We start from the raw sequence: 23,636 nt of genomic DNA, 5'->3' as shown, positions 1-23,636 counted from the left end.
AGAGTTTCCCTTGTTGCGCCGCTAGCTCAGTTGGTCAGAGCAGCTGACTCTTAATCAGCGGGTCCGGGGTTCGAGTCCCTGGCGGCGCACCCATCATCGCCACCGGGCACTGTCCAATTTCTGGACAGTGCCCGTTGTCGTTCCCGCCGCTTCAGACGAGCTTCAGACGAGGCGCTCGTCGACGCCGACGGCCCCGACGCCGGTGCCGAGGCGGCCGCAGGCGCCCTGCGACTGCCCCGAGTCACGTGGCCGCAGCGTCACCCACTCGCCGACGACGTCCGGCGCCCAGCCGCAGGTGACGACGGCCCGGAACCTCCAGGTCTGGCCGGTGGGGTTGGAGCACATCGCGATGCCGACGTAGTTGTCGTTGTGGTGGACGAAGGTGTCGCAGTGCAGCACCGTGGCCGCCGCCGCTGTGGCGGGTGCGGTGAGCCCCGCCGACAGCAGTGCGACGGACCCGGCCACGGCCGCCGTGATGCGCATTCCCTTGGACATTGCCCCTCCTGGACCAGAGATCGACGATCACTTTCCGTTGCCGATCGTACGCGGAGAGTCGCCAGGGGGAAATCGATTATTCGCTGTAGTAACCCTCGACCGGGATGCGGGCCTCGTCGTACAGGGCCGGGCCCTCGGCCGGGGCGTCGGTGAAGCCGGTGCCGGGCGGCTTGAGGCCGTCGAGCTGCTCACCGGACAGCGCGTAGACCACGCGGCCGAGACCTGAGCGGGCGATGGCGCCCGCGCACATGCCGCAGGGCTGGCAGCTGGTGAACATCGTGGTGGCCGCCGCCACCTCAGGGGTGAGCTCGCGGGCGGCCCAGCGGGCCAGTTTCAGCTCGGGGTGGGCGGTGATGTCGCGGTCGGTGAGCGAGCTGTTGCGCTCCTCGGCCAGTACGGCGCCGTCGGGGCCGGCCAGCAGCGAGCCGAACGGCGGGTTGCCGCCGGCCCTGGCCTGCGCGGCCAGTTCGATCGCGCGGTGCAGCAGCTTCTCCTCGTCGTGGGTCACGGTGTCGTTCGCTCCTCGGGGTGGATCCGGGTCTCACGGTTCTGCCCGTGAGGGGACCAGACTGCCACGAGAGGCCCACAACATGCGGGTCAGGACTCCTGGGGCGGCGGATCATGGCCCGTGCGGGCGGGTCAGGACTCCTGGAGGCGGGTCAGGACTCCTGGAGGCGGCGGATCATGGCTTGTTTGGCCGTCGTGAACTCCTCGTCCGTCAGCACCCCGGACTGGTGCAGCCGGCCGAGCTCGGTCAGCCGGCGCAGGACCGCGTCGTGGACGTCGTCGGCGACCGGCGGCGCGGGCGGCTCGGGCGCCTCGCGCGGCAGCCGGGCCAGCACGGCGGCGGCGACCAGCGCGGTCGAGCCGCCGAAGCGCTGGATGCCCCACGACACACACCGCAGATCCTTCTGCGGCTGCTGCACCGGGCCCTCGCCCTTGACCCGGAAGCGCAGCGTGCCGTAGCTCATGCCGCTCTGCGGCTTCCACTCCACGCCGGTCAGCTCGGCCAGCGGGTATTCGCGCGGCCCCGCCTTCTCCTTCTCGGACGCGGCCCATCCGGTCCACTCCAGCCGCACCCGCTCGCCGTCGAAGAGCGCCGTGCCGTCTCCGGCCGTGGCGGAGATGGGCACGTCGGGGACGCGTAAGAGGTAGCGGTCGCAGGGGTCGCCGGGCGTCTGCTCGATGAGCAGGGTGTCGCGGATCTCGTCGGCGAAGTATTCGGCGGCCCCGACGCGGTTCTTCGGCACGGCCAGCCGGTAGGGGTCGGCGGGCGGCGTGAGCGTGCCGGCGACGACGTCGGACAGCGCGTCGGCGCCCTTGCGCAGCCGCAACCGCAGGTGGCCGCCCTTGCGGGCCGGCTCGAACGTCACGGCGGCGACGGCCTCCAGCGGCACGCTCACCTCGCCGAGGGTCCTGCGCAGCTCGTCGATCTCCTTGCCGCTGCCGGGGACGATGCGCAGCAGCTGCCCGTCGAACGTCCATGACCCGTCGGGGACGGCGATCTCGGCCATATTCTCAGCCTAGGACACGCTCGCGGCACGATCGCAGACGAAGGAGCCTGATGGAGATCTTCACGAGCTGGCCGTCCTGGGCGCACGCGGAGGGCCCCCTGAGCGCGGCGCTGCCCGAGCCCACGGTGCGGGACCTGTGCGAGGCGGTCACGTTCGCCGGGCGCCGGCACGGGGTGCAGCAGCGGCCCACCGGGCGCCCGTACCTGGAGCATCTGCTGGAGGCTCTGGAGGTGGCGGTGTCGGGCGCCGGGCTGGTCGACCGGGACGTGCTGGTCGCGATCGTGCTGCACGACGTGCTGGAGGACACGTCCTGCACCGAGGCGGAGATCGCGCGGAGGTTCGGGCTTGAGGTGGCGGCGCTCGTGCGGTGGGTGACCAGGCCCCGCGGCGGGGCGAAGGCCGACTATCTCGCCTCGCTGGTCCGGGCGCCGCAGGGGGCCGTGCTGGTCAAGCTGTCGGATCGGGTGAGCAACGTGCAGGAGCTGCAGCGGATGCCGTGGCGGTTCCAGCGGCGCTACTACATGGAGACGGTCGCGTACGTCATGCCGCTGGCGGGCGCGCATCCGTGGTACGCGAAGTGGTTCAGCGAGTGGCGGGGGCGGTGGCGGCGAGTGGAGCGCTGGCCCGCCTGAGCACTGGTGGGGAGCCTCGTGGTCACCCCTCGATCCGGGCCGCGCGGTTGCGTACGCCCAGGAAGTGCGCCTCCACGGCGGCCCGGGCGGCATCGCGGTCGCCCGCGAGTACGGCGGTGTAGATGTCGCCGTGCCGCCTGGCCACGTCGGCCGGGGGCTCGTCCGGCGCTCCTAAGGCGTCGCGGAGCTGGTAGTAGACGTCCCAGAACGCGCCCAGCAGCGTGGTGACGAGGGGGTTGCCCAGCGGGCGGTAGAGCAGGTCGTGGAAGAGCCGGTCGGTCTCGGGGGAGACCAGGCCGGCCTGCGCCTCGCTCTCCATCCTGGCCATGACCTCGGCGACCGGCGTCAGGTCGGCGTCGGGGCCGAGCTCGATCAGCCGCACCACGAGGCCGCTCTCCAGGATCTCGCGGATGTCGATCAGGTGGGCCAGGTGGTTGGCGCCGTTCTGGAGGGTGATGCGGCTGTGGAAGGTCAGCTCGTCCACCAGGCCCGTGAGGGACATCCGGCCGACGAACATCCCGAAACCGTGGCGGATGTCCACGATGCCCACCGCCTGGAGGGCCTTCAGCGCCTCCCTGATCGAGTTGCGGCTGACGTGGAGCTCCTCCATGAGCTCCGACTCGGTGGGCAGGGGGTCGCCCGCGATCAGCCCGCGCCGCACGATGAGATCCTTGACGCCCTCCTGGGCCTCGACGGCGCGGCTGGGACGCGCCGGGCGCGGGACTGTGGTCATGAAGGTTCCTTTCATCGTAGGTAACAATCCGGAAATCTTCCGTTGACCTGACGCAGGTGCGGCGTTTAGCGTCCACCTTACGCAAAACATAGGACATGGGATGTCCCACGTTCTACATTCGTCCCCCTTGGAGGCATCCGTGAGCTCTGAGTTCAGCCGCCGCGACTTCCTGCGTTACAGCGGGGCCAGCGGGGCGGCGGCGTTCATCGCGGCCACGCTCTCCGCCTGTTCAGGAGGCCCGGCCTCGACCGGGTCGGTCGGCGCCGGATCCGACAAGGACCTCATCACCGCCGTCATCGGGTACGGCAACGACCAGAGCTGGGACCCGACCCAGACGGCCTCGGCCTTCGCCATGGCGGGGATCAACCACATCTACGAGGGCCTGCTCGACACCGACCCGATCACGCGCGAGCCGTACCCGGCGCTGGCCACCGCGCTGCCGTCCGACCTGAACGCGACCACCTGGACGTTCACCCTCAGGGACGGCGCCAAGTGGCACGACGGGCAGCCCGTCACCGCCGACGACGTCGTCTTCACGTTCGAGCGGGTCCTCGACCCCGAGGCGAACGTGCTCATCGGCAACTTCTTCAGGACCTGGCTGAAGGAGGTGAAGAAGGTGGACGACAAGAACGTGGAGCTGGTGTTCAAGTTCGCCTTCCCGGACGCGGCGCCGCGGCTGACCATCGCCAAGATCATGCCGAAGCACGTGTTCGGCCGGCCGGGCGCCTGGGACCAGGCCAAGGGCGGCAAGGCGGTGGGGTCGGGGCCGTACAAGCTAGCGGCGCACAACCCGAAGTCCAACACCGCGTTCGAGGCGTTCGACGGCTACAACGGGCCGCGCCCGGCCACGGTCAAGAAGATGAACTGGCTGACGATCGTGGACGCCGCCGCCCGCGTGGCCAAGATCTCCGGCGGCTCGGCCGAGGCGCAGATCGCCGACAACATCCCGTACGCCAACGTCGACCAGCTCAAGCAGCAGGGCCTGACGGTCGAGGGCGGCAAGGGCATGAACCACATGTTCCTGATGTTCAACACCGCGACCAAACCGTTCGACGACATTCGGGTGCGCCAGGCCCTGCACTACGCCATCGACAAGCAGAAGATGATCGACGTGGCGCTCAAGGGCCACGGCACGGCCTCCAGCTCCTTCCTCAACGAGGGCCACCCCGACCACAAGCGCGCCTCGGTCGTCTACGACTACGACCCGGACAAGGCCAAGGCGCTGCTGAAGGAGGCGGGGGTCACCGACCTGACGATCAACCTGATGGCGGTGAACGTGAGCTGGATCGTGGACTGCCTGCCCACGATCGCCGCCTCCTGGGAGGCCGTCGGCGTCAAGACCACGCTGGAGCCGCAGGACACGGCCGCGCTGTTCACGAAGATGGACCAGATGCAGGACTACCAGGCCGTCGCCGCGGCCTCCAACCCCAACCAGTTCGGCATGGACGCCGACCTGATCCTGCACTACAACTACGTGCCCGGCGGCCTGTGGATGAAGTACGCCCACTGGGACGGCACCAAGGACGCCGAGAAGCTGTTCGCGATGATGGACGAGGCCGGCAAGGAGACGGACAAGGCCCAGCGAACCGAGCTGATCCACAAATATCTGGACTTCGTGGCTGAGCAGGCCATCCTCTACCCGGTCGTGCACAACGAGCTGATGACCGCCTACGACCCGAAGAAGCTGTCCGGCGTCCGCGCCCAGCCGTACCCCGGCATCACCCTGCTGCAGGCCAAGAGGACATGACACTCGTCGCCCGGATGCTGCTGCGGCGGCTCCTCATCCTGATCCCGCTGGTGCTCGGCGTGATCGCGTTCGTGTTCATCGTCATGCGCTTCTCCAGCAGCAAGCCGGAGTACGCCTACTTCCAGGGCGCGAACCCGACCCCCGAGCAGATCCACCAGTTCCAGCTGGAGAACGGCCTGCTGGACCCGCTGCCCGTCCGTTACGTGCGCTTCGTCGCCGACCTGGCGCAGGGCGACCTGGGCACCAGCGTGCTGACGAAGAAGCCGGTCATCGAGTCGGTCATGACCGCGCTGCCGCTGACCCTGCAGCTCACGCTGCTCGGGCTGGTGGTGGCCGTGGTGCTGTCGCTGGCGTTCGGCGTGACGGGGGCGCTGTTCCGCGACCGCTGGCCCGACCAGGTGATCCGGGTGGTGTCGCTGATCGGGGTGGCGGCGCCGGCGTTCTGGCTGGCGCTGCTGATGATCCAGTGGCTGGCCGTCGGTGAGGGGCTCTTCCCGACCGGCGGCTACATCAACCCGGCCGACTCGGTGACCGGGTGGCTGCAGTCGATGACGCTGCCCGCCCTGTCACTGTCGCTGCCGATCGCCGCCCAGCTCATCCGCGTCATCCGCACGTCGATGGTGGAGGAGCTGGATCGCGACTACGTCCGCACCGCGATCGGCAGCGGGCTGCCGATGATCGTGGTCGTCGGCCGGAACGTGCTGCGCAACGCCCTGATCAACCCGCTGACCGTGCTCGGCCTGCGCATCGGCTACCTGATCGGTGGCACCGTGGTGATCGAGACGATCTACGGGCTGCCCGGCATGGGCCAGCTCATGATCAACGCGGTCCGCGACGGTGACCCGGCGGTGGTCCAGGGCGTGGTGCTGACCATCGCGATCGGCTTCATGGTCGTCAACCTGGTCGTCGACGTCCTGTATCTGCTGGTCAACCCCCGCCTCAGGAGCGCCACATGAACCGGTTCCAGCTGCGAGGGGGGCTGGCCGAGCGCCTGTCCAGGCCGGGCGTCGGCTTCCGCCGGCTCAAGCCGCTGTCGTGGGTGGCGGTCGGCATCGTCGCCGTGGTCGTGCTGGCGGCGCTGCTGGCGCCGTGGATCGCGCCGCACTCGCCGTACTTCCAGGAGGCCGCCGGCGGCGGCCCCTCCGCCCAGCACTGGATGGGGCTCGACAGCGCCAACCGCGACATCCTGTCCAGGCTCCTGTACGGCGCCCGCTGGTCGCTCATCATCGGCCTCGGCGCCACCGGGCTCGCCCTGGTCGCCGGCGCGATCGTGGGCGCGGTCGCGGCCACCTCGCGCCGGGCCGTGGACGAGACCGTCATGCGCCTGCTCGACGTCGTCATGGCCTTCCCCGGCATCGCCCTCGCGGCCGTGCTCGTGGCGGTGTTCGGCGGCAGCATCCCGGTGCTGGTCATGGCCATGGCTTTCCTTTACATGCCGTCCGTGGCCAGGGTCGTGCGGGCCAACGTGATCGCCCAGTACGGCGAGGACTACGTCGCCGCCGAGCGCATCATCGGCGCCCGCACTCCGCACATCCTCATCAGGCACGTCGCGATCAACTGCGCCGCGCCGGTGCTGGTGTTCTGCACGGTCATGGTGGCCGACGCGATCGTGTTCGAGGCGTCGCTGTCGTTCATCGGCGCCGGCGTACGCCCGCCGAACCCCTCATGGGGCAGCGTCATCGCCGACGGCAAGAACATGGTGCTGCTCGGCGGCTGGTGGGCCACGGTCTTCCCCGGCCTGCTGATCCTCGTCACCGTGCTCGCGCTCAACATCCTGTCCGAGGGCATCTCCGACGCCTGGGCCGCCCCGGCCGCGCGCAAGCCGGTCGCCCGCAAGGACGACGCCTTCGAGCGGGCCACCCCCGGCTCCGGCGAGGTCGTCGAACTGCCGGGACTGGCCGAGGCCGCGCGCAGGCTCGCCGAGCGGGCCCGCCCGCTGCCGCAGGGCCCGCCGATCCTCACCGTCGAACGGCTGCGGATCGGGTTCGCGGAAGGCGTCGACATCGTGGACGGCATCGGCTTCGAGGTACGCCCGGGGGAGGTGCTCGGCCTGGTCGGCGAGTCGGGCTGCGGCAAGACGCTGACCGCGCTGACCGTGATGGGCCTGCAGCCCCGCGACGCCCGCGTCAGCGGCCAGATCCGCTTCGACGGGCGCGAGCTGCTGGCGGAGTCGAAACGGGCCCGCCGCCGGCTGCTCGGGCACGAGATGGCGATGATCTACCAGGACGCCCTCTCCTCGCTCAACCCGGCCATGACCATCAAGGCCCAGCTCAAGCAGCTCACCCGGCGCGGCGGCCGGCGCACCCCCGCCGAGCTGCTCGAACTCGTCGGCCTCGACGCCCGCCGCACCCTGACCTCCTACCCGCACGAGCTGTCCGGCGGGCAGCGGCAGCGGGTGCTGATCGCGATGGCGCTCTCGCGCGACCCCAAGCTGATTGTCGCCGACGAGCCCACCACCGCGCTCGACGTCACCGTCCAGGCACAGGTCATCGAGCTGCTGCTGAAGCTGCGGGAGGAGCTGGGCTTCGCGCTGATCCTGGTCTCCCACGACCTCGCGCTGGTCGCCGACGTGACCGACCGGGTCGTGGTCATGTACGGCGGCCAGATCGTCGAGACCGGCGTCACCGCCGCCCTGGTCGGGGCGCCCGCCCACCACTACGCCCGCGGCCTGCTCGGCTCGGTGCTGTCGCTGGAGTCGGGGGCCGAGCGGCTGACCCAGATCCGCGGCGTGGTGCCGGCGCCGGCCGACTTCCCGCCCGGCTGCCGGTTCGCCGACCGGTGCCCGATGGCCACCGACGTGTGCCGTACCGAGAGCCCGGTGCTGGACGGGGACGAGACGCATCGTGTCGCCTGTCACCATCCGGCGCAGGAGCTGGTGAGGAGTGAGCAGCATGCTTGAGCTGAAGGACGTGCACGTCGTGCACAAGGCCCGTTCGGGCGGGCTGTTCTCGCGCGACCGCGTGCACGCGCTGACCGGCGCCAGCCTCACGGTCGGCGCCGGCGAGACGGTCGGGATCGTGGGGGAGTCGGGCTGCGGCAAGTCCACGCTGGCCAAGGTGCTGGTCGGGCTGCAGCGGCCGGTCTCGGGCAGCGTCACCTTCCGCGGCCGTGAGCTGTGGGGGATGAAGGAGTCCGAGCGGCGGGCACTGATCGGGTCCAGTGTGGGAATGATCTTCCAGGATCCGTCCACGGCGCTCAACCGGCGGCTGCCGATCCGTCAGGTGCTGCGCGACCCGCTCAACGTGCACGGGCGCGGCACCCCCGCCCAGCGCGACGCCCGCGTGCGCGAGTTGCTCGACCTGGTCGGCCTGCCGGCGAACGCGGCCGACGCGCTGCCGAGCCAGCTGTCCGGCGGCCAGCGGCAGCGGGTGGCCGTGGCCAGGGCGCTGGCGCTCGAACCCGAGCTGGTCGTGGCCGACGAGCCGACCAGCGCCCTCGACGTGTCCGTCCGCGCGCAGATCCTCAACCTGTTGCTCGACCTGAAGGAACGGCTCGGCCTGGCCCTGGTGTTCGTCTCGCACGACATCCAGACCGTACGCAGGATGAGCGACCGGGTCGTGACCATGTACCTGGGCCGCATCGTCGAGCAGACCCCCGCCGCCGCGGTCCCGCTGGGCGCGCGCCACCCCTACACGCGGGCGCTGTTCTCGGCCACGCCGGGCCTGATCTCGCCGATCAACCCGATCCCGCTGGTGGGCGCCGTGCCCTCGGCCACCAGGCCGCCCAGCGGGTGCCCGTTCCGTACGCGGTGCTGGCGGGCGGACGACGTCTGCGCGGCCGAATGGCCGGCCGCGCGGGTCCAGGACGAGCACCTCTTCCACTGCCATCACCCGGTGGCGGCCGGCGCCACCGACCTCGAACTGATCCAGGAGCATGCATGACGACCTCTGCCGCCGCCCGATCCGCCGCACTGGCCGGAGTCATCCCCCCGGTCTGCACCCCCATGACCCCCGATTACGAGGTGGACATCGCCTCGATGGTCCGGCTGGTCGATCATCTGGTCGGGGGCGGGGTGGACGCGCTGTTCGTGCTGGGGTCCTCGTCGGAGGTGGCGTACCTGACCGACGCGCAGCGGCGCACGGTGCTGGACACCGTGATCGGGCACGTCGCCGGGCAGGTGCCGGTGCTGGCCGGGGTGATCGACATGACCACGCCGCGCGTCCTGGAGCACGCCAGGGTCGCGATCGAGGCGGGGGCGGCCGGGCTGGTGGCGACCGCGCCGTTCTACACGCGTACGCATCCCGACGAGATCCGCACCCACTTCAGGACCATCGCCGCGCGGACCGGGCTGCCGCTCTACGCCTACGACCTGCCGGTGTCCGTGCACACCAAGCTGAGCGCCGACCTGCTGCTCGAACTGGCCGCGGAAGGCGCACTGGCCGGGGTGAAGGACTCCAGCGGCGACGACGGCGGGCTGCGCGCGGTCATCCTGGGGCGCCGGCCGCCCTTCAGCGTCCTCACCGGGTCCGAGGTGACCGTCGACTCCGCGCTGTGGATGGGCGCCGACGGCGTCGTACCCGGGCTCGGGAACGTGGACCCGCACGGCTACGTCGAGCTGTACCGCAGCGCCTCGCGCGGCGACTGGCAGGCGGCCAGGGCGGAGCAGGAGCGCCTGGCCAGGCTGTTCGGCATCGTGCACGTCGGCGGCGCCCGCATGGGCGGCAGCTCGTCGGGGCTGGGCGCGTTCAAGGCCGCGCTGCACCTGCGCGGCGTCATCGACTGCCCGGTCACCGCGCTGCCGCAGACCCCGCTGAACGAGGACGAGATCGGGCGGATCGGCAAGCTGCTGGCGGGCGCGGGCCTGCTCTGACCGCTCTGACGCCGCGCCGGCGGACGTGCCGGGGCGGCGGGCCAGAGCAGCAGGTCGGAGCGGCGGGTCAGAGCAGCAGGTCGGAGCGGCGGATCAGGCCGGCGGGTCAGGCGCGGGCGGCCCGCTCGTTCGGCACGCAGTGCGTCATCTTCAGGCCCTCGACGTCACGGGGGCCGTTCCTGCCCAGCTTGGCCAGGCGGTCGCGGTCCTCGTCGGTGAGATCCTGGCCCCGCAGCGGCTCCAGGCCGGCCAGGTCGTCGGGCGTGATGCCGAGACCCTCGCCCACGCGCAGCCCCAGGTCGTCCTCGACCAGCAGGAAGTGCCAGACCATGCGCTCCTGGACGGCCCGGTCGCACTGCTTGAGCGCCGTGACGAAGTTGAGCACCAGATCGTCGCGCTCCCACTCCTGCATCAGCAGATAGCGCTGGCCGGCCTGCTTGTAGTCGTTGGTGCGCGGGATCCGCTTACGGGTGAGCCGCCCGCTGATCTGCGGGCCGACCTCGTCCGGATGCGGATAGTGCGCCTCGCGCAGGCCGTCGCGCAGCGAGGGCTCGTAGTTGATGTGCGGGCTCTCGCCGCCCGAGTCGACGAAATACGTCATCTGGCCGTCGCGCTGGTTGGTCCGGCAGGTCGCCTTCGTCTGGTTGACCGGGAGCTGCAGGTAGTTGGGGCCGACCCGGTGGCGCTGCGTGTCGCTGTAGGAGAACGTCCGCCCGACCAGCATCTTGTCGTCGGAGAAGTCGAGCCCGTCCACGAGCACGCCGGTGCCGAACGACGCCTGCTCGTTCTCGGCGAACTGGTTCTGCACATTGCGGTTGAGCACCAGACGGCCGACCGGCAGCGCGGGGAAGTCGTTCTCCGGCCAGGTCTTGGTGTCGTCGAGCGGGTCGAAGTCCAGCTCGGGGTGCTCGTCGTCGCTCATGACCTGCACCAGCAGCTCCCACTCGGGGTAGTCGCCGCGCTCGATGGCCTCGTACAGGTCCTTGGTGGCGTGACCCAGGTCCTCCGCCTGCACGGCGGCGGCGTCGGCCGCGGTCATGCTGCGCACGCCCTGCTTGGGCATCCAGTGGTACTTCACCAGGTGCGTCTCACCCTGGGCGTTGACCCACCGGTAGGTGTTCACGCCGAAGCCCTGCATGTGCCGGTAGTCGGCGGGGATGCCGCGCGGGCTGAACAGGTTGACCAGCATGTGCATGCACTCGGGCGTCTGCGACATGAAGTCGAAGATCCGGTTCGGATCCTGCCTGAAGGTGACGGGGTCGGGCTTGAGCGAGTGGATGACGTCGGGGAACTTGATGGCGTCCCTGATGAAGAAGACCGCCAGGTTGTTGCCGACGAGGTCCCAGTTGCCGTCCTCGGTGTAGAACTTGATCGCGAAGCCGCGCGGGTCGCGGGCCGTCTCTGCCGAGTCGCGCCCGCCGATCACCGTGGAGAAGCGCAGGGCGACGTCGGTGCGCTTGCCCGCCTCCTGGAACAGCTTGGCGCGCGTGTAGCGGGCGATCGGCTCGTCGCCGAGCTTGCCGTACGCCTCGAAGTAGCCGTAGCTGAGCGCGCCCCTCGCGTGCACCACGCGCTCGGGGATGCGTTCCCGGTCGAAGTGGCTGATCTTCTCCAGGAACTGGTAGTTCTCCAGCGTGGCCGGGCCGCGCGGGCCGATCGTGCGCTGGTTCTGGTTGTCGTAGACCGGGTGCCCCTGCCTGTTGGTGAGCACCTCACGCTGGTCGTCGGGCGGCGAGCCCTGGCCAGAGACGTCTGTCATCGCGTTTCCCTTCCCCCGGACGAGGTTTTCCCCGCCTGCCCTCAAGGCCGGAACGGAAACGGGCAAAGATCCGCTATCCGCGGCGGCTGCCCGGCGGGACGACCTGGAGGGCGGCCTCCAGCGCGGTGGCCTCCTCGGGGGTGAGGCGTTCGAGGAAGTGGACCAGGGTGGCGGCCTGGTTGCCGCTGCCGGCCAGCGCGTGGCGCATCAGCTCCGCGGTGTAGGCCTCCTTGGTGGCGATCGGCTCGTAGACGTAGGCCCGGCCGACCGGCTCGCGCTTGAGCAGGCCCTTGGTGTGGAGCTTGTCCATCACGGTCATGACCGTGGTGTAGGCGATCTCGCGCTCCGTACGGAGGTCTTCGAGCACGTCACGGACGGAGGCGGGCCTGCGGTAGGACCACATCCTGTCCATGATCGTGGACTCGAGCTCTCCCAGCGGCCGCTTCATGCACACATGCTACGGGTTGCCGCCCCGCACAACCGGTGCACCGCCCGCTCGGGGCGGTCAGCGGTTGACGCCGTCGGCGGGGCGGCGCAGGAGGTCGAGGTCGGCACGGCGGGGCAGGCTCTCCCAGTCGCCCTGCGAGGTGACCGCGAACGCCCCCGCCGCGCACGCCGTGCTGAGCCGCCGCTCGGGCTCGGCCCCCGCCAGCCAGTCCGCCAGCCAGCCGGCCGCGAAGGCGTCGCCGGCCCCGACCGAGTCGACCTCGCTCACCCGGTACGGCTCCGCCCGCCGTACGACGCCGCCGGACAACTCCATGGCCCCCTCGGCGCCGAACTTGATCAGCACGTGCCGCGGCCCCATCCCCGCCAGCGCCTTGGCCAGCTCTTCGGCCCCTTCGACGGCGGCGATGAGCCGGCCCTCCGCCTCGGTGGCGAACAGCACGTCCACGCTCCCGATCGCCTCGCGCAGCCAGGCCCCGGCCTCCTCGGGCGTCCACAGCGCCTTGCGATAGTTGACGTCGAGCGAGACCAGTACGCCCGCGGCCCTGGCCTCGCCGATCGCGTGGCGTACGGCATCACGCGCGGAGTCCGAGAGCGCGGGGGTGATGGCGGAGACGTGCAGCACCCGGGCGGACCTGATCAGCTCGGCGTTGAGGTCGGCGGCGCACAGCCGCGAGCCGGCGCTGCCCTTGCGGTAGTAGCGCACGTCGATGAGGTCGGCCGTGCGCCTGCCCTTGATCATCAGGCCGGTGGGCGCGCCGGGGTCGGGGATGGCGCGCACGTCCACGCCCTCGCCGGCCAGCGTCGCCCTGATGAGGTCGCCGAACTCGTCGGCGCCCACCCGGCCCACCCACGTCGCGCCGTGCCCGAGGCGGGCCACGCCGATCGCCACGTTGGACTCGGCGCCGCCCAGACCCAGGTCGAAGTCGCGGGCGAAGCGCAGCGGCCCCGTGCGCCTGGCGGCGAACAGCGCCATGGTCTCGCCGAAGGTCACCAGCTCGGTCATCGGTTCTGACTACCTAGCTTTCTGGAGATGCGCGCCGCCGCGCCGGCCACCAGCGGCCCCAGCTCGCGCACCCGCGCGGCGGTGATCCGCGAGGTGAGGCCGGAGACGGAGATGGCCGCGGTCACGGCGTCGTCGTGGTTGAAGATCGGCGCGGCCACGCACCGCACCTCGGGTTCGTTCTCGCGGTCGTCGACCGCGTAACCGCGCCGCCTGATGTGCGCCAGGTCCGCGCGCAGCCGCTCGGCGTCGGTGATCGTGTGTTTCGTGCGCGGTTCGAGGGTCAGGCCGGCCACGGTCTCCTCGGGCAGCCAGGCCAGGATGGCCTTGCCGACTCCGGTGCAGTGGAGGGGACTGCGGCTGCCGATGCGCGAGGCCATGCGGACGCTGGCCGCGTTTTCCACCTTGTCGATGTAGACGACGTGCGGCGGGTCGTGGACCACCAGGTGGACGGTCTCGCGCACCTCGGTCATCAGCCGGTGCGACTCCTCGGCCGCGACGGAGCGCAGGTCGAGCGTGGCCAGGTAGGACTGGCCGAGGCTGAGCGTGCCGTGGCCCAGGCGGTAGGCGCCCGTCTCGCGGTCGCGTTCGAGCAGCCTGGCCTCGACCAGCGGCGCGGACAGGCGCAGTACCGTGCTCTTGGACAGGCCCACGGCATCGGCGAGTTGCGTGAGCGAGACGCCCGGATGCTCGCGCACGTGCTCCAGCACGGCCAGGGCGCGTCTGAGCGAGGCGGACTGGTTGCGTTCTGGCACGCGCCCCAACATACCGGCGGATCGCGGTTTGCAATACGTCGTTGTGCAGTGCACAACAGCTCAGGGCTTTGAGGGGCCGTCGGAGACCGCGATCTCGTGCGTGTCGCCAGGGGCCAGGAACGCGAGCAGTCGCCGGCCCTCCTCCTCGACCGCATCCAGGTCCTTGACCGGCTCCCACAGGTGCAGGCCGAGGGTGGAGACGCCCTTGGCCCGGGTGATCGTCCAGTCCCCGGCCGTGACGCCGTCCACCAGGATCATTCTGGGCATCACGTTGGTGCCCATGAAGCCCTGGAACGCGGCCAGGCCGGTCTCGGTGATGACCCGCGACCGGTCGGCGTGGGAGAGGAACAGGTTGTCGAAGTCGTACATGAGGCGGGGCGGCGCGGGCACGTCCGCGTCGGGGCGTGGGGCGTCGGGGAGGTCGTACAGGGTCCTGCCGCTCTCGTCCCTGAACCTGAGCAGGTCGAGCGGCTCGACCACCTCGGCCAGCCGGGTCAGCCCCGACCACGTCTGCACGTCCTGCACCGACGCGGGCCCGAACGCGGCCAGGTAGCGCCGCACCAGCTCGGCCGGCGTCATCGGGGGCTGCTCGAAGCCCAGCCACGACTCCGCGCTCGTGTGGGCGACCGGCCCGCTCCTGCCCCACAGGCCGCGCGGCGGTACCTGCACGAGGGGCACCAGCCAGCGCACCCCCTGGCCCAGCGCGTGGGGGTCGTGCTCAGGCCAGCGCTCGTTCAGCGCCCGGCCCAGCTCGGCGAAGGTCATCGGCCGCTCCTCCAGCAGCGCCCGCCCGACCGCCTCCAGCTCGCCGAGATCCACCCCGGCCAGCCGCTTGCCGAACGTCGTGCGCGTTCCGCGCTCGGTGACCTGCTGCAGCAGCGGCCGCATGGCCAGGCAGTCGCGGGCCGAGACCAGGTGGATGGTGGAACGCTGCAGCGCGATGCGCACCAGGGCGCGCGAGGCCAGCAGGTCGGCGGCGTCGGAGGCGGCGAAGCCCTCGATGCGGGTCCACAGGCCGGTGTACCAGGTGTGCGGGGTCTGCGCCTGGAGCCCGCCCAGGTGTTCGACGACCTCGATCACGGACTGGCCGGTGCGCCGCAGCAGGAGCTGCCTGTCGAGAGTGGCCCGGTTGAGCGCCCGGCGGCTGATGAGGGGATCCATGTGACCAAGGTAGGGGCTATTGCGGCCGGTCCCGGGCCGCAATAGCCCCCGCGGCGCCGGCGGATGCCGGCATGTGGCCTCTACCGCCTGATGGTACGCGTGTCACCGAGGTTTCGCTCTTCCGTTCCGTGCCGTTTCGGGGGTCCCTCGGTGTCTCGGTGAGCGGAGGCTCGCGTGCATGTGCCCTGCCGGAAGACTCCGCGGCTGTCGTCCGATGACCGAAAGCCTGACGCGGGTCAACCCGGCCCTGGACGGCCGGACCAGGGCAGACGATGAACGTGCCCTGGAGCCTCAGGGAGGGGGTGAGCCCGCATGGCGGCGCATGCCCTTCGCGGCGGATCAGATCGCTCCAGGGACGAGCACTTCGTCGGCCGCGACAGGGAGCTGTCGGTGCTGCACGCGCAGCTCGGCCACGCCTGCGAGGGCCGGTCGGGCCTCGTCGTGCTGGAGGGGCCGGCCGGGATCGGCAAGACCGCGCTGGAGCGGCGGGTGCCCGATCCGCTGGTGGCCGGGGCCGCGCTGCTGGAGCTGCTGGGCCGGCTCCACCACCGGGCTCCCGTGGTGCTCGCCGTCGACGGGGCCGACTGGGCGGACCTGCTCTCGCTGCAGGCGCTGAAGTACCGAGCGCGTGCGGCTGCCTGACCAGGGCGGTGCAGCTCACCGAGGAGGGCCCCGAACGCGACCGCCTGATCGCCGAGGCCGTGGAGGCACTGCTGGCCGCCGGCCGGCCCGGCGACGCGGAGGAGCTGGCCGGCCGGCTGACGCCCGGGGCGATCCCGGGGTGCGTGCCTACGTTGTGGGGTCGGTGGCGCTGGTGGCGGGGCGGGTGCGGGAGTCGGTCCGCCTGCTCGACCAGGCCTGGTCGTACGCGGGCGAGGACCCGTGGCTGGGACCGGCCGTCGCGGCCCGGCAGGCGCTGGCGGCCCTGACCCGCGGCTGCGGCGAGGACATCGCCCGCTGGACCGGCCACACCCTGCCAAGGGACGGCTCACGCCGCACAGAGACGGGCGGCGGCGACTTGGTCCGCTTCGCCGCCTTGACCGGCCCCGCCTTGACCGACCCCGCCGGGGAAGCATTGGGCCTCGCCGGGCAGGCCGGAGCTGGGCCCGTGGCCGCCGCGCGGGACGGCTCGGAGGCCATGGGCGGCGAACCAGCCGGACCGGCGCGGTCGGCGGGTCTGGAATCAGGCGGGTGGGTCCGGTCGGCGGGTGAGGAACCGGACGGGGAGGCCCGGTCCCTCATCGGCCGGCTGAGCGACATAGGCGAGTAGCCCCCGTCGTCACGGCGAGCCGGAGACGCACGGGTGCACGCGAACCGCACGGCGAGCCGGAGGCACACGCGCACACGCGAGCCGGCCGCGCACAGGGGCGGGCGAGCCGGTTGCACCGCCTTCGTTATGATCGTTTTGACCTTTTGCGCGCCCGGGGGAGCGAAATGACCGAATACCGGCCCAAGACCCTGCTCGCCATGAGCCGGCAGATCGCCGGACGGCTCGTCACCGGCCCGGTACGCGACCGCCTGATCGCCGTCGCCGACGTGGACCCCGACCAGGTGGCCACGGACTTCGCCGACCCCGCCGTGGCGGCCGCGCTGGCCGAGGCCGAGGTGCTCTACACCAGCTGGTACTGCCCGCCGATCACCGCCGAGGTGCTGGCCGCCGCGCCCCGGCTCAAGGCGATCGTGCACGCGGCCGGCTCCGTCAAGCACCACGTCACCCCGGCCTGCTGGGAACACGGCCTGCTCGTCTCCTCCGCGGCGGCGGCCAACGCCGAGCCCGTCGCCGAGTACACGCTGGCCTCCATCCTCTTCGCGAACAAGCGGGTGCTGGAGCTGGCCGCGCTCTACCGGGACAAACGCGCCCAACTCGACGTGTACGGACTGTCCAGCGGCATCGGCAACTACCGGCGCACGATCGGGATCATCGGCGCCTCCAGGATCGGGCGCCGGGTGATCGAGCTGCTCCGGCCGTTCGACCTGGACGTGCTGGTCGCGGACCCGTACCTGACCGAGGACCTGGGCGTCCCGCACGTCGGCCTGGACGAGCTGTTCGAACGGTGCGACGTGATCAGCGTGCACGCGCCCGCGCTGCCCGAGACCGAGCACCTCGTCGACGCCGCCCGGCTGGCCCGCATGCGCGACGGAGCCACGCTGATCAACACGGCGCGCGGCGCGCTCGTGGACACCGAGGCGCTCACCGCCGAGCTCACCTCCGGCCGCCTGTACGCCGTGATCGACGTCACAGAGCCGGACCCGCTGCCGCCTGACTCGCCCCTCTACGACCTGCCCAACGTGCTGCTCACCCCGCACATCGCCGGCTCACTCGGCGGCGAGCTGGCCCGCATCGCCGACCTGGCCGTGGACGAGCTGGTCAGGTACGCCAAGGGGCTGCCCTTCGAGCACGGCGTGGCCGCCGCGGAACTCGCCACCAGCGCTTGACCGGCCCCTGACAGCCGAGCCGGCCGGCCGCCCCCGATGGCGACGGAGTCGGCGCGGCCCTACGCTGCTGCGCATGCACAAGCGCGTGATCGACGGCCGTTTCGAACTCGTGGAGCGGCTCGGCGGCGGGGGCATGGGCCTGGTGTGGCGGGCCTGGGACGTGGCCCTGCACCGCGAGGTCGCGCTCAAAGAGGTGCGCCCGCCCGACCCGTCGATGGACGAGCAGGACCCGGCCGGCGCCCGCGACCTGCGCGCCCGGGTGCTGCGCGAGGCCCGCGCGCTGGCCCGGCTCAACCACCCGCATGTGGCCACCATCCACCACATCGTGGACCCGGGTGAGCACGACTACCCGTGGATCGTCATGGAGCTCGTCCCCGGCGGCTCGCTCCAGGACCGGATCCAGCACGGCGCCATGCCGCCCGAGCAGGTCGCCAAGCTGGGACGCGAGGTCCTGTCCGCGCTGCGGGCGGCCCACGCCGTCGGCATCCAGCACCGCGACGTCAAGCCCGCCAACGTGCTGCTGCGCGAGGACGGGCGCTCGGTGCTGACCGACTTCGGCATCGCCGCCGTACGCGAGTCCACCAGCCTGACGGCCACGGGGTCGTTCATCGGCTCGCCCGAGTACATGGCGCCCGAGCGGATCAACGGCGTGGAAGGCGACCCGGCCTCCGACCTGTGGTCGCTGGGCATGATGCTGTACGTGGCGGTGGAGGGACGGCATCCGCTGCGCCGGAGCACCACCCTGGCGACGCTGGCGGCGGTGCTCAACGCCGACGTGCCGCCGGCTGAGCGGGCGGGGCCGCTCGGGCCGGTGCTCGCGGCCCTGCTCACCCGGGACACGGCGGTGCGACCGGACGCCGAGACCCTGGACCGGATGCTGGCCGCGGCCGAATCAGGCCACACACCCCCGCCGCCCCACCCCTACGCCCCCCATGCTCCCGGCCCTCAGTCGTCGGGTCCGCAGGCTTACGCCCCTCAAGGGCCGGGCTCTCAGCCGCCCGCTCCACACGACTTCGGTTCCCACGGCTCCGGTCCTCACCGCGCCGGCTCCCAGGGCTCCGGCCCTCACGGCGCTGGCCCTTACGGCGCCGGCTCCCAGGGCTCCGGCCCTCACGGTGCCGGCCACCACGGCACCGGTCCCCACGGCGCTGGTGCCCAGTCCGGTGGGCCCGGGTGGGGCGCGGCGGTCTTCCCACCCGGTGGGAACGCCGGCGGGCCGATTCCGCCCGGGTCGGGGCCGTATGGGTCAGGGCCTTCCGGGCCGGGGGCACCAGGGGCGGGGCCGGGTGCGTACGCCGGGCCGCCCCAGGCGGGGAACACCGTGCCGCCCCAGGCCGGGCACACCGTGCCGCCCGGGCACGGAGGCCCGTGGGGCAAGGCGCCGGTCTCGCACGCCGACACCATGAACAGACGCCGCCCCCGTCGCGGCGGGACGGCGCTGGTCGCGGTGATCGTCTCGGTGGTCGTCGTGGTGGGCGTGGTGGGTTGGCGGTTACTTCCGGCCATCGGCGACCTCGGCGGCGACGGCCGTCCCCAGACCGACCGCCTGTCGGCGTCGGACGCCCCGAACACCGGCAGAACCCCGCGAGTCACCACAACAGACGACACGACGGGCGACACGACGGATGACCAGACAGGTGACCAGACGGGCGACCCCTCCGAGGAGACCGTCGAGGAGAACCTGCTGACCCCCGCCGGCATGCGCGCCATGATCGCCAAGCTCAAGCCGGCCATCGGCGGCACCAAGGTCGTCAAGATGGTCGTCTACCCGACGTACGCCTCCGTGGACGCCCCGCTCAAACGGGACTCCGACCTGTACGACAGCTACGACTACCGCGACGGCGCCGTCTCGGAGCCGCGCAAGGGCGGCCAGGTGCGCACCGGCACGACCGACCTGTCCAAGTACAACTGGAACGCCCTCCCCAACCTCATCAAACGGGCGAAGAAGGACCTCGGCGCCTCCAACCCCACGACGGTCTACGTCATCGTGGACCCGAACTACGTGTTCACCGCGACCAAGCAGGTGCTGCTCGTCTACGCCTCCGACGACTACGGCCGCGGCGGCTACCTGGTGGCCGACCCCCAGGGCAAGGTCCTCAGGCTCGTCGGCGACTAGGACGACCGGACGGCGTGCGGCCGGTAGAGGTCCTGGTCACCGGCGCGGCCGGCCGCCGGCGGAGGTCGGGTCGCCAGGCGTGGCCGGTCGGCGGGGGATCGGGTCGCCGGTACCGGTATCGCCGTCAGCAGACGTCCTGGTAGCCGCTCTCGGGGATCAGCCGGGCCCATTCCTGCCTGCTCAACGCCCCGCCCGCCCGGGCGCACACCTCGCTCGCCGTCAGGGCGGGATCGACCGCGATCTCGTGTACGGTGCCGTCGAGCGCCACGCCGCGCAGCCGCCTGCCGTCCTGGCTGAAGGCGAGCCCCGACGCCCACGATCCCACCTGGCCGACCTCGCGCAGCGTCTTCGTGTCCCAGAGCGAGGTGCGGGCGCCGTCGATGGCCAGCAGGTCGCCCTTGGGGGAGAAGCGCAGTTCGTCCACGGGGGTGGTGCCGGTCTCGATCGTGCCGAGCGGCCGGCGTTCGCGTACGTCCCACAGCAGCACCCTGCCGCCCTCCAGCCCGAACGCCAGCCTGTCGCCGCCGGGCGAGAAGGCCAGCGCGGTCGCGGCGGCGCCCCCACCGGCCTCGGCGGCCAGGCTGAGCGGGGTGATCCGGCCGGTACGCAGGTCGAGCAGGCTGTCACCGGCGGCCAGCGTCCTGCCGTCGGGGCTGAAGGCCAGAGCCAGGTCACCCGCGCTCTCGTACGTCTTGATCCGGCGCCCCTGGCGCACGTCCCACGTCTCCAGGGTGCTGCCGCGGGCGGTGGCCAGCGTGCCGCCGTCGGGGGAGAGCGCCACGGCCGGTACGTCGCCGCCGGCGTTGATCGCGGCCACCTGCCTGCCCCCGGTCACCTCCCACACGGTCACCGGGTCGCCCGCGACGGCCAGCAGCCGGCCGCTCGCGTCGAACGCCAGGTCGCCGGCGGCGGCGATCCGGCCCAGCGTCCTGCGCGCCTCGGTGTCGGTGAGCTCGATCGTGTCCCCGACCTCCTTGGCGGCGACGCGGCCGTTGCCGGAGAAGGCGGCGACGTGGCCGTCCTGGGCGGGCATCGGCAGGCCGGAGACGTCGAGCGAGACGACCGAGCCGGTGCCGCTGAGGTAGCGCAGGGTCCGTCCGTCCTTGGAGAACGTCAGGCCGTGGCCGGGGTCTTTGAGCGGGTACGCGCCCGCCAGGCGGCGTTCGGCCACGTTCCAGACGCGTACCTCGCCGTCGCCGGGGAGGGCGAGGAGGCGGCCGTCGGGGCTGAAGACGAGCGGGCCGGCCAGGGCGCCAGGAGGCGTCTCCAGCCCGTCCACGATCTCGACCCCCCAGCCACGCTCCTTCACCGGCCCCTCACCGAGGTCCTGCTCCCGCACACCCGACGAGGCCCGGGCATCGGGCTCAGGCGCGGCCGACGACCCTCCCGCGTCGATCTCAGGCGCGGCCGGCCGACCTCCGGTATCGGCCTTCGGCACAGCCGGCTGAGCCCCGCCGTCGATCTCAGGCGCGGCCGGCTGACCCCCGGCATCGGTCTTGGGCGCGGCCGGCTGACCTCCGGCGTCACGCTCAGGCAGGGCCGACGGCGTGACGGCTTTGAGCGTGGCCGCAGGCTCCGGAGCCGGAAGCGCCCGCAACGCCGGCCCGGAAACCCCACTCGGCACACCCCGCGCGGCCAAAGCCCCAGAGGGCGCCGCCTCCACTCCCGCAGGGGATGGGGCCGCGAGAACGCCCGGCGCTTCAAGGGGTCCGGTGGGTGGGGCCGCGAGGGTCCCAGAGGGCGCCGCCTGCGCCCCCACAGGGTCGGTCGGCGGGGCCGCGAGGGCGCCGGGACGTCCGGCCTGCGCTTCCAGGGGGCCGGTGGGCGGGGCCTGGTCCGCGGGAGGGCTGGTGGGTGGGGCCGCGAGGGTGCCGGGGTGGCCGGCCTCGCCGCCCGTCGGGCCGGTGGGGGAGGACTGGGGTGGGGCCTGGGCGTTGAGGGGCTGGGCGGGGGCCGAGCGGGCGGTGCGGGTCTGTTCGTCCTCCACCAGCGTGACCCCGTCACGCCCCGCCACCGCCAGCGTCCCCCCGTCGGGACTGAAGGCGAGAGCAGGCGCCCCGGCGTCCACGCCGGTGAGCGGCTGGACGGTCACGATGCCCGTCCTGACCCGCCGGGGCGCGAGGTCCCACAGCTCCACCCGCCCCGTCACCCCGGACACGGCCGCCCTGGACCGGTCGGGGGACAGCGCCACCTTCTTGTCGCTCACGTCGAACAGCACCCGGCCGCCCCGCCGGACGACCGTCCGGTTGCCCCGGCTGATCGCGTACACGGCGTCGCCCGCCGGCGCCTGACCGGTCGCGACGTCGAAGGGCCGCCCGCCGGGCCCCTCCGCGTAGCGGCCGTCGTCGCTCAGCGCGGTGCTTCCCGGCGGCAGCACGTACGTGGCCGTCCGCCGCCCGCCGCCCACGTCCCAGACGGTGACGGCGTCGGCGTCCCAGCGCACGAGCTCGTCCTCCCGCAGCAGGTACCGCGCCCGCGCGTCGGCCCCGGGGTCGGTGAACACCCCCAGCTCCGGCTGCACGAGCGAGGCCTGCAGCGCCGCCCGCGCCTCGAACACCGGCGCCAGCCGCCACGCGGCCACACTGAGCCGCATCGCGGTGCGCGGGTCGGAGTCACGCAGGGTCTCCGCCCTGGCGGCCACGGCCCTGGCGTCGGCCTCGATGAGGCGTTCGCGCAGGTCGTTCTGGCCGTGCACGGACAGGACGCTCATCGTCACCGCGACGGCCAGCACGGCCGCGACCGTGGCCAGCGCGGGCACCATGAACTTCCTGCGCTGCTTGGACAGGGCCACGCTGTCGTTGATGAAGTCGCGTTCGAGCTGGTTGAGCCGTACGTGGCGGCGCTTGGTCGCGGCCCAGCCGAGCGCGGAGTCGAGCTCATGGCCGCGAAAGAGGTGGCTGGTGTCGCGGCGGTGCTCGGACCAGGTCCTGGCGGCCTCGCGGATGCGCCGGTGGGACGGCATGCCATCGCGCTCGTCGGCGACCCACCCGCGCAAGCGGGGCCAGGCCCGGTAGAGGGCGGCGCTGGCGGCGGCCACCCGGTTGTCGCTGACGGCCACGAGCTTGCCCACGGACGTCTCGGCGGGCGGCACCCGGACGCTGCGCCGCACCAGCAGGCCGGCCTCCATGAGCGGGGCGAGCACCTCGCCCTCGTCGTGCGGGTCGTCGCCGTCGAGCAGGCGCAGCAGCAGGCCGGGCACCTCCTCCTGCTGCCTCGGGGTGAGCGAGAGGTAGACCTCCTCGGCCACCTCGCCGAGCGACCGGGTCGGGGCCCACGTCTCGGGCGGGCGCAGCTCGGTCTCGCTGTCGATGAGCAGCTCGGCCGCCGCCGGCCGGTCGGCGCAGTTCTTCGACAGCGCCCGCCCCACCAGCTCGCGCAGGGTGTCGGGCAGGCAGCTCAGGTCGGGGTCGACGGTCAGCAGCCGGTGCATGATGCCGCCGAGGCTCTCCCCCTGGAAGGGGTCGCGGCCGGTGGCCGCGAACAGCACCACCGCGCCCCACGCGAACACGTCGGCCGCCGCCTCGGCCGGCTGCCCGGTCAGGACCTCGGGAGCGAGGTACGTGCACGTGTCGCCCGCCGGGTCGCCCGCGGGCAGGCCCAGCTCGATCACCCGGGGCCCGTCGGCGGCCAGCAGCACGGCCTCCGGGTTGAGCCCGGAGTGCGTCAGCCCGGCCTCGTGCAGGGCTCGCAGCGCGGCGGCCAGGGCGGCGGCCAGCGCGACGAGCTCGTCACCGCAGTAGGGACCGTGCAGCCCGACCGCCTCACGCAGGTCGGGCCCGCTGACGAACTGACTGACCACGTAGGGGACGCCTCCGTCGGACCCGACGGCCACCACCTGCGCCAGCTGGCGGCAGGTCACCTTCTCGAACCGGTGACCGACCTCGCCCCTCGGCACGGTGACCGCGTAACGGCGGCCCTCGTCGTCGTAGGCGTCGTAGACGACACCGCGCTTGCCCACGCCGAGCCTGGCCGCCGGCCAGAAGCCGCCGAGCCTCTCGGGATCACCGGGCACCAAGCGCATCGTCACTGAT

General features: G+C 72.4%; 20 protein-coding genes and 1 tRNA gene. 11 read left to right on the top strand and 10 right to left on the bottom strand.

Annotation, left to right across the window (positions count from 1 at the left end; all coding sequences use genetic code 11):
- Positions 1-15 precede the first annotated feature (15 nt).
- Positions 16-89: transfer RNA gene (locus AB0C27_RS25950), tRNA-Lys, on the top strand.
- A gap of 73 nt (positions 90-162) precedes the next feature.
- Here the strand turns inward: AB0C27_RS25950 and AB0C27_RS25945 are convergent.
- From AB0C27_RS25945 to AB0C27_RS25935, 3 genes are all read right to left on the bottom strand, one after another.
- Positions 163-495 carry a hypothetical protein gene (locus AB0C27_RS25945; protein ID WP_346106110.1) on the bottom strand — a complete coding sequence of 111 codons (333 nt, stop codon included), beginning with the start codon at positions 493-495 and terminating at the stop codon, positions 163-165.
- A gap of 76 nt (positions 496-571) precedes the next feature.
- Positions 572-1,003, bottom strand: a complete 432-nt coding sequence (locus AB0C27_RS25940) for a nucleoside deaminase (protein ID WP_357848301.1) — start codon at positions 1,001-1,003, stop codon at positions 572-574.
- A 151-nt stretch (positions 1,004-1,154) separates the two neighbouring features.
- Entirely contained in the window at positions 1,155-2,009 is an 855-nt protein-coding gene (locus AB0C27_RS25935) for a DUF4429 domain-containing protein (RefSeq protein WP_357848299.1), read from the bottom strand.
- 50 nt (positions 2,010-2,059) lie between these two features.
- Between AB0C27_RS25935 and AB0C27_RS25930 the strand changes: the two genes are divergently transcribed.
- On the top strand, positions 2,060-2,641 hold the full coding sequence (locus AB0C27_RS25930; protein WP_357848297.1) for an HD domain-containing protein: 582 nt from the start codon (positions 2,060-2,062) through the stop codon (positions 2,639-2,641).
- 22 nt (positions 2,642-2,663) lie between these two features.
- Here the strand turns inward: AB0C27_RS25930 and AB0C27_RS25925 are convergent, their stop codons facing one another.
- Entirely contained in the window at positions 2,664-3,374 is a 711-nt protein-coding gene (locus tag AB0C27_RS25925; protein WP_357848295.1) for an FCD domain-containing protein, read from the bottom strand.
- A gap of 139 nt (positions 3,375-3,513) precedes the next feature.
- Between AB0C27_RS25925 and AB0C27_RS25920 the strand changes: the two genes are divergently transcribed.
- The 5 genes from AB0C27_RS25920 to AB0C27_RS25900 are packed head-to-tail and all read left to right on the top strand — an operon-like array spanning position 3,514 to position 9,931.
- Positions 3,514-5,121 (top strand): ABC transporter substrate-binding protein, encoded by a 1,608-nt coding sequence (locus AB0C27_RS25920; protein ID WP_357848293.1) that lies wholly within the window; start codon positions 3,514-3,516, stop codon positions 5,119-5,121.
- A complete protein-coding gene (locus AB0C27_RS25915) occupies positions 5,118-6,077 on the top strand; it encodes an ABC transporter permease (RefSeq protein ID WP_357848291.1) in 960 nt (319 codons plus the stop codon). The genes AB0C27_RS25920 and AB0C27_RS25915 overlap by 4 nt, the downstream gene beginning before the upstream one ends.
- On the top strand, positions 6,074-8,020 hold the full coding sequence (locus tag AB0C27_RS25910) for a dipeptide/oligopeptide/nickel ABC transporter permease/ATP-binding protein (RefSeq protein ID WP_357848289.1): 1,947 nt from the start codon (positions 6,074-6,076) through the stop codon (positions 8,018-8,020). Before AB0C27_RS25915 ends, AB0C27_RS25910 begins: the two co-directional genes overlap by 4 nt.
- Entirely contained in the window at positions 8,013-9,002 is a 990-nt protein-coding gene (locus AB0C27_RS25905) for an ABC transporter ATP-binding protein (protein WP_357848287.1), read from the top strand. The genes AB0C27_RS25910 and AB0C27_RS25905 overlap by 8 nt, the downstream gene beginning before the upstream one ends.
- The gene (locus AB0C27_RS25900) at positions 8,999-9,931 is read left to right on the top strand and encodes a dihydrodipicolinate synthase family protein (protein ID WP_357848285.1); all 933 of its coding nucleotides are present in this window, start codon (positions 8,999-9,001) and stop codon (positions 9,929-9,931) included. The genes AB0C27_RS25905 and AB0C27_RS25900 overlap by 4 nt, the downstream gene beginning before the upstream one ends.
- 106 nt (positions 9,932-10,037) lie before the next feature.
- Here the strand turns inward: AB0C27_RS25900 and AB0C27_RS25895 are convergent, their stop codons facing one another.
- The 5 genes from AB0C27_RS25895 to AB0C27_RS25875 all read right to left on the bottom strand — a co-directional run bounded on the left by AB0C27_RS25895 (position 10,038) and on the right by AB0C27_RS25875 (position 15,053).
- Positions 10,038-11,690 carry a catalase gene (locus AB0C27_RS25895; RefSeq protein WP_357848283.1) on the bottom strand — a complete coding sequence of 551 codons (1,653 nt, stop codon included), beginning with the start codon at positions 11,688-11,690 and terminating at the stop codon, positions 10,038-10,040.
- 73 nt (positions 11,691-11,763) lie between these two features.
- Complete coding sequence (locus AB0C27_RS25890) at positions 11,764-12,138, bottom strand: BlaI/MecI/CopY family transcriptional regulator (protein ID WP_106248898.1); 375 nt, start codon at positions 12,136-12,138, stop codon at positions 11,764-11,766.
- A 57-nt stretch (positions 12,139-12,195) separates the two neighbouring features.
- The gene (locus AB0C27_RS25885; RefSeq protein WP_357848280.1) at positions 12,196-13,140 is read right to left on the bottom strand and encodes a sugar kinase; all 945 of its coding nucleotides are present in this window, start codon (positions 13,138-13,140) and stop codon (positions 12,196-12,198) included.
- On the bottom strand, positions 13,137-13,892 hold the full coding sequence (locus AB0C27_RS25880; protein WP_357848278.1) for an IclR family transcriptional regulator: 756 nt from the start codon (positions 13,890-13,892) through the stop codon (positions 13,137-13,139). Before AB0C27_RS25880 ends, AB0C27_RS25885 begins: the two co-directional genes overlap by 4 nt.
- A 60-nt stretch (positions 13,893-13,952) precedes the next feature.
- Positions 13,953-15,053: a winged helix DNA-binding domain-containing protein gene (locus AB0C27_RS25875; protein WP_357848276.1), complete on the bottom strand. Its 1,101-nt coding sequence runs from the start codon at positions 15,051-15,053 to the stop codon at positions 13,953-13,955.
- A gap of 312 nt (positions 15,054-15,365) precedes the next feature.
- Here AB0C27_RS25875 and AB0C27_RS25870 point away from each other — a divergent pair, with 312 nt between their 5' ends.
- From AB0C27_RS25870 to AB0C27_RS25855, 4 genes are all read left to right on the top strand, one after another.
- A complete protein-coding gene (locus tag AB0C27_RS25870) occupies positions 15,366-15,695 on the top strand; it encodes an AAA family ATPase (RefSeq protein WP_357848275.1) in 330 nt (109 codons plus the stop codon).
- A gap of 139 nt (positions 15,696-15,834) precedes the next feature.
- Positions 15,835-16,323: a hypothetical protein gene (locus tag AB0C27_RS25865; protein WP_357848273.1), complete on the top strand. Its 489-nt coding sequence runs from the start codon at positions 15,835-15,837 to the stop codon at positions 16,321-16,323.
- Between the two features lie 164 nt (positions 16,324-16,487).
- Positions 16,488-17,489: a hydroxyacid dehydrogenase gene (locus AB0C27_RS25860; RefSeq protein ID WP_357848271.1), complete on the top strand. Its 1,002-nt coding sequence runs from the start codon at positions 16,488-16,490 to the stop codon at positions 17,487-17,489.
- A gap of 73 nt (positions 17,490-17,562) precedes the next feature.
- Entirely contained in the window at positions 17,563-19,605 is a 2,043-nt protein-coding gene (locus AB0C27_RS25855) for a protein kinase (protein ID WP_357848269.1), read from the top strand.
- Between the two features lie 124 nt (positions 19,606-19,729).
- On the opposite strand, the gene AB0C27_RS25850 is transcribed toward AB0C27_RS25855, so the two are convergent.
- A complete protein-coding gene (locus AB0C27_RS25850; RefSeq protein ID WP_357848267.1) occupies positions 19,730-23,617 on the bottom strand; it encodes a hypothetical protein in 3,888 nt (1,295 codons plus the stop codon).
- Positions 23,618-23,636 lie beyond the last annotated feature (19 nt).

Source organism: Nonomuraea sp. NPDC048882 (genome assembly GCF_040649755.1).
GTDB lineage: Bacteria > Actinomycetota > Actinomycetes > Streptosporangiales > Streptosporangiaceae > Nonomuraea > Nonomuraea maheshkhaliensis.
Note: the sequence above shows the minus strand (reverse complement) of the source record. Positions and strands in the feature narration are given on the sequence as shown.